General features: G+C 69.7%; 8 protein-coding genes. 4 read left to right on the plus strand and 4 right to left on the minus strand.

Annotation, left to right across the window (positions count from 1 at the left end; genetic code table 11):
* Positions 1–173 precede the first annotated feature (173 nt).
* The 4 genes from ACOKR1_RS19105 (at position 174) to ACOKR1_RS19120 (ending at position 5,865) form a co-directional block, all read left to right on the plus strand.
* Positions 174–1,211 (plus strand): LacI family DNA-binding transcriptional regulator, encoded by a 1,038-nt coding sequence (locus tag ACOKR1_RS19105; protein ID WP_422934463.1) that lies wholly within the window; start codon positions 174–176, stop codon positions 1,209–1,211.
* Between the two features lie 230 nt (positions 1,212–1,441).
* Positions 1,442–2,113: a GntR family transcriptional regulator gene (locus ACOKR1_RS19110; RefSeq protein WP_422934464.1), complete on the plus strand. Its 672-nt coding sequence runs from the start codon at positions 1,442–1,444 to the stop codon at positions 2,111–2,113.
* Between the two features lie 129 nt (positions 2,114–2,242).
* Positions 2,243–3,718 carry an NCS1 family nucleobase:cation symporter-1 gene (locus ACOKR1_RS19115; RefSeq protein ID WP_422934465.1) on the plus strand — a complete coding sequence of 492 codons (1,476 nt, stop codon included), beginning with the start codon at positions 2,243–2,245 and terminating at the stop codon, positions 3,716–3,718.
* Between the two features lie 191 nt (positions 3,719–3,909).
* On the plus strand, positions 3,910–5,865 hold the full coding sequence (locus tag ACOKR1_RS19120) for a DUF222 domain-containing protein (RefSeq protein WP_422934466.1): 1,956 nt from the start codon (positions 3,910–3,912) through the stop codon (positions 5,863–5,865).
* Between the two features lie 91 nt (positions 5,866–5,956).
* On the opposite strand, the gene ACOKR1_RS19125 is transcribed toward ACOKR1_RS19120, so the two are convergent.
* From ACOKR1_RS19125 to ACOKR1_RS19140, 4 genes are all read right to left on the minus strand, one after another.
* Entirely contained in the window at positions 5,957–6,700 is a 744-nt protein-coding gene (locus ACOKR1_RS19125; RefSeq protein WP_422934467.1) for a DUF305 domain-containing protein, read from the minus strand.
* A gap of 851 nt (positions 6,701–7,551) precedes the next feature.
* Positions 7,552–9,777, minus strand: coding sequence for a copper-translocating P-type ATPase (locus ACOKR1_RS19130; protein WP_422934468.1), 2,226 nt, complete (start codon positions 9,775–9,777; stop codon positions 7,552–7,554).
* Positions 9,778–9,921: 144 nt separating this feature from the next.
* Entirely contained in the window at positions 9,922–10,872 is a 951-nt protein-coding gene (locus tag ACOKR1_RS19135; protein WP_422934469.1) for an SMP-30/gluconolactonase/LRE family protein, read from the minus strand.
* Between the two features lie 130 nt (positions 10,873–11,002).
* The gene (locus ACOKR1_RS19140) at positions 11,003–12,052 is read right to left on the minus strand and encodes a LacI family DNA-binding transcriptional regulator (protein WP_422934470.1); all 1,050 of its coding nucleotides are present in this window, start codon (positions 12,050–12,052) and stop codon (positions 11,003–11,005) included.
* Between the last annotated feature and the right edge of the window lie 237 nt (positions 12,053–12,289).

The raw sequence follows: 12,289 nt of genomic DNA on the forward strand, positions 1-12,289 counted from the left end.
CACTGTAATCCCCGTCACAGGGCCGCGCAAGGGCTACGATGAAACTCGCGCCGAGAGAGCGCTTACCCGCTTTTCCGTGACGCTTCGGCGGCCCTCTTGGTGGCACTCCGGTGACGCGGATGCCGATCAGCCGGCCGCGGGGATCCGACCAGACGAAAGTGCGAGGAGGGCCCGTGGAAGGCAGCGAACGCCGGGCGACAATCCGCGACGTCGCACGGCATGCCGGTGTCTCGACGGCCGCGGTCTCGAAGGTCCTCCGCGACGCCTACGGCGTGAGCCCAGCGATGAAGCAGCGCGTCGAAGCCTCGATGGCGGCCCTCGACTACCGTCCGCTGGCCCTGGCCCGCGGCATGCGCGGCAGCAGCTACACGCTCGGCGTCTTCCTCGTGGACCTCTCGAACACGTTCTTCTCGGTGCTCGTCGAGGGCATCCGCGACGTGGCCGAGGAGCGTGGCTACCAGGTGCTCATCGGCCAGGCGCGGCAGGGCCTCGACGCCCAGCGGCGGCTCATCGAGGCCATGGTGGATCGCCGCATGGACGGGCTCGTCCTCATCGCGCCGTTCGGCCCCGACGAGGAACTCGAGCGGCTCGCACGGTCGATTCCCGTCTCCGTGATCGGCCGCCACGGGCCTACGGAGCACCTCGACACGGCGCACTTCGACACCGTGGCGAGCGACGACATCGCGGGCAGCGCCATCATCGTGGACCACCTCGTCGCGCTCGGCCATGAGCGGATCTCGTTCCTCGGCCACCACGAGCCGCACGACGAGCCGAGCATGCCCCAATCAGTGCGCGCGCACGGCTACGACCTCGCGATGACCAGGCACGGGCTCGAACGCTGGATCGACCACGTCCCCGGACGTTGGGGCACCGAAGGCGGCCTCCTGGCCGGCCGGATGATCGCGTCCCGCACCGAGAAGCCCACGGCACTCCACGGTGGCGCGGACGTCGCGGCCCTTGGCGCGTTCACCGTCCTCCTCGAGGCCGGCCTCCGCATCCCCGAGGACATGTCGATCGTGGGCTACGACGACATCCCGGCCGCCGCGCTCCCCCCGATCGGCCTCACCACCGTCGACCAGTCCGGCGTCGCGATGGGGCGGCAGGCGGCCGAGCTCCTCGTCTCCCGCATCGAGGGCCGCACCCAATCCGAACACGTCCTCGTCCCGCCGCGGCTCGTGGTCCGGCACACCACCGCTCCCCCGCCCGCCTGACGCTGGCCCCCACCTGAGCGCCGCCGCTCCTCTTCACAGACAAGAGCGGGCGACGACGCGCGGAGGCGAGCGCCGCCGTCGTCCGCTGCGGTGAGCCTCGCGCGGTGCGACGACGCGCGGACACGAGCGCCGCCGTCGTCCGCTGCGGTGAGCCTCGCGCGGTGCGACGCCCCCGCCCCAGAACGACACGCTTGTATACCAGCCCAGACCGCGGACGGTATTCTCTCCCCATGGAATCCCCGTTTGAGGCTGCCCCTGACGAGGCGCTCGCGAGCCATGTGTACCAACTCGTGCTCGAGGACATCGTCGCCGGCCGCCTCGCGCCGGGCCAGCGGCTGCGCGAGCGCGAGCTCTCCGAGCAGCACAGCGTCTCCCGCATCCCCGTCCGCGAGGCCCTCCACCGGCTCGAGCAGGACGGCTTCATCGTCACGGCGCCGCGCCGGGGCGCGGTGGTCCGTCGGCTCACGCTCACCGATGTCGAGGAACTGTTCGACCTCCGCGTGCTGCTCGAATCCTTCGCCGCGAAGCGCGCCGCCGAGCGCGTGGCGGCAGGGGCCGAAGGCGGCCGCCTCACCGAACTGCTCCGACTGGTCCAGGAGGCCACGGAGGCCGGCGACATCGAGCGCGCGTCCGACCTGAACACCGAGTTCCACGCCGAGATCGTCAACGTTTCGGGGCATCGCCTGCTCGCCCGGTCGCTGCGCCCGCTGCAGGGCATGCTCCGCTGGATCTTCGGGCTCGGCGTGAGCCGTCCCATGGAGCTCAACGCGATCGAGCACGACGAGATCCGAGAGGCAATCCTCGCGGGACGGCCGCAGCTTGCGGAGTCGCTCGCGGCTGCTCACGTCGAGCTCGGGCGGCAGCCGGTGATCGAGGGACTCGCCGGGCAGCTGCCAGAATAGCTGCGGGGCCCTGGGCATTTTGCGCGCCGTTCCGCCGACGGGGCGCTGGCACCTTGACCGGCCGGATTCACGGTCCTACAACGGTGGTGTAGCGCCATCATCGATGGCCCTGGGAAGAGGGTGTTCATCATGCCCCAGCCGATCCCCACAGGCGTCAGCCCGCGTCTGCACAATGACGACCTTGCCCCCGCCGAGCATCGACGGTGGGGCTTTTATTCGCTGTTCGCGATGTGGATGTCGGATATCCACTCGCTCGGCGGTTACACGTTTGCGGCGGGGCTCTTTGCGCTCGGCCTCGGCGCGTGGCAAGTGTTCCTCGCCCTGGTTCTCGGAATCATCATTGTCTTCTTGCTCATGAACCTGTCCGGCTACGCAGGGCAGAAATTGGGCGTCCCCTATCCCGTCCTTGCCCGGCTTTCGTTCGGCACGTTCGGCGCGAATCTTCCCGCCCTCATCCGCGCGTTGGTCGCAATTGCGTGGTACGGAATTCAGACCTGGCTGGCCTCGCGCGCCGTCATCGTGATCGTCGTGCAGATCTGGCCGGGCCTGAAGGATTTGACGGGGAACAATTTCGCTGGCGAATCGACGCTCGGATGGCTCGCGTTCCTGGTCGTGTGGGCGCTTCAGCTCATGCTTCTTCGAAACGGCATGGACACCATCCGGAGATTCCAGGATTGGGCTGGCCCGGCGGTGTGGGTCGTCATGGGAATGCTCGTCGCCTACATCCTGATCAATGCGGGCTGGAACGTCTCCCTCGACCTTCCGGGCGGAACGGCTCAGTGGGGCGTCATGCAGGCGTTCTTCGCGGCAGTCGCCCTCACGGTGACGTATTTCTCGACGCTGCTCCTCAACTTCTGCGACTTCTCCCGTTTCGCCCCCTCCCGGAGGTCGGTGTGGACCGCGAATCTGTGGGGGCTGCCGGTTAATTTCATGGCGTTCTCGCTGGTATCGGTAGTGGTGACCGCCGGGACATTCAAGGTGTACGGGGAGCACATCTACGATCCGGTCGATATCGTGGGCCGAATCAACAGCATCTGGGCTCTTCTGCTTGGCGCTGTGACGTTCGCCGTCGCAACTCTGGGGATCAATGTCGTGGCGAACTTCGTCTCGCCCGCCTACGATCTCGCCAATGTCTGGCCCGCGAAGATCGACTTCCGGCGGGGCGGATTGATCGCGGCGGTGGTCGCCCTCGTGATCACTCCGTGGAACCTGTTCAACAGCCCGGTGGTCATCAATCAGTTCCTCGGCGGACTCGGCGCGCTGCTGGGTCCCCTGTTCGGCATCATCATGACGGATTACTACGTTCTCCGCAGGCAGCACGTTGTCGTGACGGACCTCTTCCGGGAACAGGGCTATTACACCTATACGCGGGGGTGGAACCCGAAAGCGGTTCTCTCCTTCGTCGTCTCGGCGGCCCCGGCGGTGATTTTCGCCCTCGTTCCCCTCTTTGGCGCGGTCTCCGCCTTCTCGTGGTTTATCGGGGCGATCATCGCCGCGGTGGTGCATTTCCTGATCTCCAGGAATGACACGAGCATCGCGGACTCGGTGACGGCCGCAATCGCTCAAGAAGCCGAACCCCACGCGCCACAGGCCAAGATCTCCTAGTCGCTCACGGTCGGCGCGGCGGCACCTGCCGCCGTCGTCGGCCGCCGTCGTCCTCCTACCGACGCTGGTCCCCTGACGCGCGCACTTCGATTGGGTCGCGCGCGGGTGTCGCGCACTTGGCTGGGTGATCCGGGCGGGCCGGTTCGCTGTGCGAGCTTATTTTGTCGGTGGGGGGGTGCGAGGGTTGGTCCATGGGGGAAGACATGGGGGAAGATCCGCGCGATGACGCGGCCAAGCAGGCCGCCGAGGCGCCGCACGAGCCGTTGGGAATGCCGGGCTCGTCACGCCAGAGTGCCGACAAGGGTCCGGCCGGGGACGACTCGACAGTCGATGGGCCGCCGGGCGAGGACCCATCAGCACGGGATCCAGCCAGCCAGTCCGCGGCCACCGATGAGCCAGCAGTCGAGGGCCCAGCAGCCGAGGGCCCAGCGGTCGAGGGCCCGGCAGCCGAAGGTCCGGCAAGTCTTCCGATGCTCCCGAGCGCGGCGGTGTTCGAGGCGGGCGTCGCGTTCGTTGATGGGCTTGTCGAGACCGTCAGGATGCTCGAGGCACACGAGGCCCGGATCCATGCGCTGCGGTCGTTTGCACTCTCGGAGCTGTGCGAGCACTTCCGGCGGGGTGCCCGGGACAGACTCGAGGCCGCCGAGGCCCCTACCCTCGCCGCCGCGGAGATTGCCGCGGCGCTCAACGTCTCACAGCGTACTGGCCGCGCCATGGTCGAGGAGGCTCGTGCCCTGGCCGAGCCCGGCTTGGCCCCCGTGCTGGACGCCCTTCGGGACGGGCGTCTGGACCGTCGTCGCGCCCGGGCTGTGATGGAGCACGCGGCCGTGCTGCCGCCGGGAAAGGACGCTGCATTCGCCGCTGCTGCGGTTGAGCTCGGTTGCCCGCAAGGGGACCCGGCACTGGCGCCGAGCCCCGGGGCCTTCTCGCGGCGGCTGCGCCGCTTGGCCGAGGAGCACCACCCCGAGGCGCTCGCGGCCCGCAAAGCCCACGCCACCGCGTTCCGCCGCGTAGACGTCGAGCCAACGCGGGATGGGATGTGCTGGATCACCGCCCACCTGCCTTTGGAGGTCGGGGCCGCGATCGACACCCGGCTCGAGGCGATCGCCCGCTCCCTCCAAACGCCCGGCGAAGACCGCGGGATCAGCCAGCTGCGCGCCGACGTCTTCCGCGATCTTCTCCTCACCAGCGCCGTCCTTTCCGGGCCCGATCTCTCCAACAAGGTCGCGGGCTCCCGACCGGGAGGTGCTGGCACCGAGAATGCTGGGGTTGCCGGGCCAGACAGCGCCTGGTCTGGGGCTGCGGATCGCGGTACCGCTTGGCCCGCGGCTGCCGGGCCAGACAGCGCTTGGTCGGGGATTGCGGGACCTGCCGCCGCGGAGTCCGTCAGTGGCACGCCGTATGACGGCACACGGGTCTCGGGTGGCGTGCGGATGGAGGTCGTGGTCACGGTTCCAGCTCGCACGCTGACAGGGCAGTCCGAGGCACCCGGCGAGATTCTGGGCTACGGATCTCTGGATGCGCCCGCCGCCAGGCTGTTGGCCGCGCAGGCCGCCACCTGGACCACGATGTGGGTCCACCCCGACACCGGGGCCCCGTTGGCGCTCGGCCGCCGGCGCTATACCCCATCTCTCGCCATCCGCCGCTTCCTGGGGGCTCGCGACCGCACGTGCCGCTTCCCAGGGTGCGACAAACCCGCCCAGTCCACCGAGACCGACCACACCATCCCTTGGCAGCACGGCGGAACAACAGACGCTGCCAATCTCGCGCTCCTGTGCCGCGAACACCACCGTCTGAAATCCCTCGGCCACTGGAAGCTCAAGCAGCTCGACCCCGAGCCTCGGCGCGAGGAGAGGTCAGCGGGACCCGAAGCAACGGAACCAGGTGCGACTGGACCCCGGGCAGGCGGACCATGGGCAGGCGGACCCTGGGCGACTGGACCCTGGGCAGGCGGACCCTGGGCAACTGGACCCCGGGCAGGCGGACCATGGGCAGGCGGCCCGGGCACGCCTTCATCCAACGCACCTCACCCGCACCCGAAGGTGCAAACCGCCCTTCCACCTCCGGGCGGCGTCCTCGAATGGACCTCGCCCACGGGTCGCAAGTACGTCACCTACCCCGAAACCGACGCCCCGCCACCCTTTTGACAGCCGCGCGCTCTGCCTACCGCGTGCTCCGGAGCGAGCGGGGTGTCGCGCGAGACGCGCGGCACCCCGCCCCTTCAGTCCGCGGCGAGGTCTACTTGCCGGCGAGGAGCGCCTTCATCTCGGCGATCTCCCGCGTCTGCGAGTCGACGATCGAGGCCGCCATCGCGACCGCGTCAGCGTTCTTGCCCGCGCTTTTCTCGGTCTGAGCCATCCGCACGGCACCCTCGTGATGCACCACCATCTGGCTCAGGAAGAGCTTCGAGGCGGTCGGCGCGTCGGCCGACGCCAGCTGGTCGAGGTCGCCGCTGCTCATCATGCCCTCCATGCTGTGCCCGGCGCCGGCAGAGCTCGTGCCCGCAGAGCCCGTGCCCGCAGAGCCCGTGCCCGCAGAGCCCGTGCCCGCAGAGCCGGCCCCCGTCGAGCCGGTAGACGAGGAACTCGAGGTGGGCATCGCCGTCGGCTGTTCCCACGCGGTGAGCCAGCCCTTGAGTGTGGCAATCTCGGGCGCCTGGGCCGCCTTGATGCGGGCCGCCAGCGCGACGACGCGGGCATCGAGCCCCGGCTTCGCGAGCACGGTCTCGCTCATGGCGACGGCTTGCTCATGATGCGGGATCATCATCTGCGCGAACATGGCATCCGCTGCGTTGAACGCGGCGGAGGCCGGGGCTGTTGCCGGGGCCGACGGCATGGTCATCGCGTGGCGAGAGTGATCGGGAGCCTGCGCGGTGGACGAGGGCGCCGACCCCGACGCGCCACACCCTGCGAGCGCGAGGGCAGCCGCGGCGAGTCCGGCCACGGCAGCCAGTCGGGCACGGGTGAATTTGGGGTTGGTCATGAGTTTCTTCCTATCGATCAGCTTGGTAGCGCACACACGTGCGTGGCGCCCCACCGACGGCGGGACGCGCGGAGCCGGGGTCGGCCTACGTTCGGCTGATCGAGAGGGCGGCCAGGCTTGGCGTGGGAGCCCGCACGGCACACGACGGCGCAGCCTCACCCTGCGCCGCCAGCGCAGCATCGGAGCGCGCCAGGACGACGACGGCGGGCACCGACGCGGGCTGCACACCCGGCGCTGGGGTGCAGTCAGAAACATGCGAAACGCTGCCGGAATCCGGGCAGCCGGCGTGGCACGAGACAGCGTGCATCCCGGGCGACGCCACTGGCGCTCTCTCAAGGGCAGCGTGATCAGCGCTGGCTGGGTGATCAGCGCTGGGTGCTTGATCAGCGCCGGCCGGGTGAGCGCCGGACGGGTGAGCGCCGGACGGGTGAGCGCCGGACGGATGAACAGCGCCGGCCGGGTGAGCGCCGGCCGGGTGAACAGGGCTGGCCGGGTGACCGCCGGACGGATGAACAGCGCCGGCCGGGTGACCGCCGGGTGCATGCGCAGCGCCGGCTGGGTGAACAGCGCCGGCCTGGTGAGCCCCGTGGCTCCCGACGCCCTCGAGCACGTGCATGCCGAGGAGGCCCGCCATCACCGGAAGAACGACGAGGGCTACGAGGGCTGGCCGCGCCATTCCCGTGAATCGTGCCCTAAAGGATCGCGCCCCCAAGGATCGCGCCCCCAAGGATCGCGCCCCCAAGGATCGCGCCCCCAAGGATCGCCCCAAGAATCGCGCCCTGAAGAAGCGCACCCCCGCGGGACACACCTCCGCGGCTCTCCCCACAAATCCCCCCACGGACCCCATCCTCCTATCGAACCCGGGCGGGATCCACGTCGGACCGCCGCAGGAGCTGCGCGTTGAGCGCGACGATGATCGTCGAGAGCGACATGAGCACGGCCCCGATCGCGGGCGAGAGCACGACGCCCGCGAACGCGAGCACCCCCGCGGCGAGCGGAACGGCAACCACGTTGTAGCCCGTGGCCCACGCGAGGTTCTCCCACATCTTCCGGTAGCTAGCGCGCGAGAGCTCGACGACCGCAACGACGGAGCGCGGATCGTTCCCCGCGAGCACGACGCCAGCCGACTCGATCGCGACATCGGTCCCCGCGCCGATCGCGATCCCCACGTCCGCCCGCGCGAGGGCCGGGGCATCGTTGACGCCGTCGCCCACCATCGCGACCGTGAGCCCGCGCCCCTGAAGCTCGGCGACCTTCTGGTCCTTGTCCTGGGGGAGCACCTGGGCGAAGACCTCGTCGATCCCCAGGTCCGCGGCGACTGCGTCCGCGACCTGCTGGGCGTCGCCCGTGATCATCGCGACGCGCACGCCGCGGCGTTGGAGCGCCCGAACGGCGTCGCGCGACTCCTCGCGGACCGCGTCCTCGAGCGCGAGCGCGCCGACCACGCGACCGTTTCGGATCACGTGCAGCACCGTGGCACCGCGCGCCGTCCAGCGTTCGACGGCGCCCACGAGCTCCGCGGGGGTGCCCAGCCCCTCGCGCGCAAGGAGGGCCGGCCCACCCACCTTGACCAGCGCGCCGTCGACCGTTGCTTCGACGCCGTGCCCCGCGATGGCCGTGAAACCGCTCGCGTGCGCCGCCGCGACGCCGCGCTCCCGCGCCGCGCGCACGATGGCTCGCGCCACCGGATGTTCGCTCTCGGACTCGGCTGCCGCGGCGAGCGCGAGCAGCTCTCCGTCCCGGAGCGCGCCGTCAGCGAGCCCCGCCCCGGCAAGGCCGACGACGTCCGGCTCGCCGCGCGTGAGCGTCCCCGTCTTGTCGAACAGCACGGCGTTGACCGTGCGGAGGCGCTCGAGCGCGAGGCGGTCCTTGACGAGGACCCCGCCGCGCGCGGCACGCTCGGTCGAGATCGCGACGACGAGCGGGATCGCGAGGCCGAGGGCGTGCGGGCACGCGATGACGAGGACGGTCACGGTGCGGGTGACGGCGTCGGGCGCGCTTCCGAGGAGCATCCACGCCGCGAACGTCAGGACGCCTGCCGCGGTCGCGAAGTAGAACAGGAACGCCGCGGCCCGATCCGCGAGCGCTTGGGCCCGGCTCGACGAGGCCTGCGCGTCGGCCACGAGGCGCTGGATGCCCGCAAGCGCCGTCGACTCCCCCACGGCCTCGACGCGCACGCGCAGGCTCGTGTCCGTGGCGACAGTTCCCGCGACCACCGACTCCCCCGGCCCCCGACTCACGGGGCGCGATTCGCCCGTGATCATGGACTCGTCGATCTCGGCGGTACCGGACTCGATCCGCCCGTCGGCGGGCAGCCGCCCGCCCGCCCGAACCAGAACGAGGTCCCCCGGTACGAGCTCGGCCACCGGGACGGTGACTGGGCCGGCCTCTCCCGCGCTCGACTCGGTGATGCGCTCGGCCTCGTCAGGGAGGAGTGCCGCGAGCGCGGCGAGCGCGCCCTGGGTCGCGCCGAGGGCGCGCATCTCGAGCCAATGGCCCAGCAGCATGATCGTGACGAGGAGCGCGAGCTCCCACCAGAAGTCGAGGTCGAAGCCCCCAATCCGCAGACTCGTGGCCCACGACGCGACGAACGCGACCGAGATGGCCATCGAGATGAGCAGCATCATGCCGGGCTGACGCTCGCGCAGCTCGCGGACGCCACCCGCGAGGAACGGCCTGCCGCCGTAGACGAAAATCACGGTCCCCAGCGCGGGAGGAATCCACTCGCTCCCGGGGAATTCGGGCGGCATCCCGCCGAAGAGGTGCCAGAACATCGAGCTGAAAAGCACGACGACGGCGGAAAGGGCGAGCGTGAGCCAGAACCTGTCGCGGAACATGGCAACGCTGTGGCCGGCGTGCTGGCTGTGCTGGCTGTGTTGGTCCGGGGTGTGCTGGCTGTGCTGGTCAGGGCCGTGCTGGTCAGGGCCGTACTGGTCAGGGCTGTGCTGGTCAGGGCTGTGCTGGGCGTGGTTGCTCTGATCCTGAGGCCGGGCGCCCTGGTGCACAGCTTCGTGGGGCGAAGCCGCTGGATGGGCCGCCGGAGCCCCTTGATGACCAGAGTGGCTGTGATCGGTCATGGTCAGCGCCGTCCTTCCGGTGAGGCGGATGGGTTGCGCTGTGGTCGATCGACGGTAGTGGGGAACACCCGGACCGCCTACATCGCTGACAGCAAGCTCGAATATACCCCTAGGGGGTATATTGCGCAAGCGGACCCGCGAGGCTCATCGGCCTCCGCCTCGCCAGGCGGCGTCCCTGGCCGTGGTGCGGATCCGGTACAGGCTCGTCGTCGCTGTGAGGTAGAGGTCGGCGCCGTCGGGCCCGCCGAAGCACACGTTCGCAACCCGCTCAGGGAGCTCGAGCGTGGCCACGAGCTCGGCCTCGGGCGTGTAGACCTGCACCGACGCGCCCGCGGACGTCCAGACCCTGCCCTCGGTGTCCACGCGGAAGCCATCGGAGGGGTGGTCGCCGTCGAACGCGACGAAGGTGCGGCCTCCGCTCAGGCTGCCGCCCCGCGCGTCGTCCGTCCCGTTGTGCGCAGCAACGTCATACGCGGCGATGCGGAACGGAACCGCGTGGGCCGCGCCCGCGGTGTCGGCGACGTACAGGACCGATTCGTCGGGCGAGAACGCGAGCCCGTTCGGATGCACCATGTCGGTGATCACGGGCGTGAGCTCACCAGTGGACGGCGAGAACCGGAACACGTAGCAGCCCCCGTATTCCTGCTCACCCTCGTGCCCCTCGACGGTGCCTGGCAGGATCCCGTAGGGCGGATCCGTGAACCAGATCGAGCCGTCACTCGCCACGACCACGTCGTTGGGCGAGTTGAGCCGGCGCCCCTCGAACGAATCCACAAGGCCCGTCACCACTCCGCCTGCATCCCTCTCGATGCGCCGCCGGCCGTGGCTGCACTGGACCACGCGGCCCTCGGAATCGAGCGTCCGTCCGTTCGTGAACTCGACCCCCGTGGCGTACTCGCGGGCCTCTCCCGTCGCGGGATCGAACTCGAGGATGCGATCGTTCGGGATGTCGCTCCAGCGCACGGTCTGCGAGGACGGAACCCAGACTGGGCCCTCCGCCCACCTGCTTCCGGTGTGCAAGAGTTCGAGCGGCCCGGCGAAAAGTACCGAGGAGAGCGGACCTGAGGGAACGGAAGCCGTGAGACTTGTCGACATAGCTTGATTCTGTATCGCGAGGAGGGCACGTGACCACCGAACCGTGCAGCCCGTCACCGCAGCCGATCTTCCCAAACCGGCCAGCAAGGGTGGGCCGCCGGCGGTCGGCGCTGCGGGTCGGCGCTGCGGGTCAGCGCTGCGGGTCAGTGCTGGGGGCGAGTCCCGTGGAGGCCCGCATGGTCAGGTGCGTGGGCAGCACCACTTGGGTTCGACTCTGGCTCGCGTCGACCCTCAGTCTGCTGATGAGGAGGTCAGTCGCGACCCTCCCGGCCTGTTCGATCGGGGCGGTGATGGTGGTGAGCGGCGGATTGCAGAAGTCGGCGCCGAAGATGTCGTCGCAGCCCACCACGCTGAGCTCGCCCGGGACGTCGATGCCGCGCTCGCTCAGGCGGGCCAGGATCCCGATGGCCACAAGGTCGTTGAAGGCGATGCAGGCCGTGGAACCCGAGTTGAGGAGGGCATCGGCGGCGGCCGGACCCGAGCGACGGCTCGGGTGGTAGGGCCCAAGCCGCCGCACGGTGATGCCGAGCTGCTCGGCCGCGCTCTCCATCACGACCCACCGACGGCTGTCGGACCACGAGGTCGGCGGCCCCGCGATGTAGGCGATGTCGCGGTGGCCAAGCGAGAAGAGATGCTCGACGGCCTGCTGCACGCCCTCGGGTGTGTTGATCACGACCGTCGGGACGCCCGGAGTGTCGCGATTGATCGTCACGAGCGGTGTCTTGGCGGCGGCTGCGACGAGCTGGTCATCGCCGAGCCTCGCGGCGACGAGGACAAAACCGACCACCGAGCTGCGGAATTCGTCGAGATAGCTCGCTTCGAGATCGATGTCCTCCTCGGTGTCCACGAGCATCTGCCGGTATCCCGCGGCTTTGAGCTGATGCTGCGTGCTCCGGATGACGTCGAAGAAGTAGGGGTTCGTGATATCCGGGACGAGGACGGCCACCGCGCCCGCCCGGATGGGCTGGGGCTGGCGAGCCCGGCCTGACGCGATATAGCCAAGCTGCTCCGCAGCTTCCCGCACCCGCTCGAGGGTCGCTCGGCTCACCCGCCCCGGCTGGGTCAGCGCGCGCGAGGCGGTCGACGCCGCCACGCCGCTCATCGCGGCAACTTCCTTGAGGGTCGGCGAGTGCCCCGACGCGGGAATCTCCGGCTGCGCAATGTCCACTGGTGCGTCCACTGGTGCCACTCTCCTTCCTCTGCAACTCCGCTTCCTCGGCAACCGCTTCCAGGGCAGCTCAGCCAGCGAGAGTTCCACTCTCGACGATTGTGCCTCAAGACGTCCTCGTTGCCATGTTTTTGGCAATTTCTGGCAAAAAGTGCAAGCGTTGCCGCAATCGCCATAATGTGGCGTGGGCAACATTCCGGCGGCACCAGCAGTCGGGACCCCACGGTCCACAAGACTCGACGAGGAGCA

This window comes from Sinomonas sp. P47F7, assembly GCF_049332655.1.
GTDB lineage: Bacteria > Actinomycetota > Actinomycetes > Actinomycetales > Micrococcaceae > Sinomonas.

Coding starts and splice junctions, on each gene's coding strand:
- ACOKR1_RS19110 (WP_422934464.1), top strand. CDS start 1,442: ATGGAATCCCCGTTTGAGGCTGCCCCTGACGAGGCGCTCGCGAGCCAT.
- ACOKR1_RS19115 (WP_422934465.1), top strand. CDS start 2,243: ATGCCCCAGCCGATCCCCACAGGCGTCAGCCCGCGTCTGCACAATGAC.
- ACOKR1_RS19120 (WP_422934466.1), top strand. CDS start 3,910: ATGGGGGAAGACATGGGGGAAGATCCGCGCGATGACGCGGCCAAGCAG.
- ACOKR1_RS19125 (WP_422934467.1), bottom strand. CDS start 6,700: ATGACCAACCCCAAATTCACCCGTGCCCGACTGGCTGCCGTGGCCGGA.
- ACOKR1_RS19130 (WP_422934468.1), bottom strand. CDS start 9,777: ATGACCGATCACAGCCACTCTGGTCATCAAGGGGCTCCGGCGGCCCAT.
- ACOKR1_RS19135 (WP_422934469.1), bottom strand. CDS start 10,872: ATGTCGACAAGTCTCACGGCTTCCGTTCCCTCAGGTCCGCTCTCCTCG.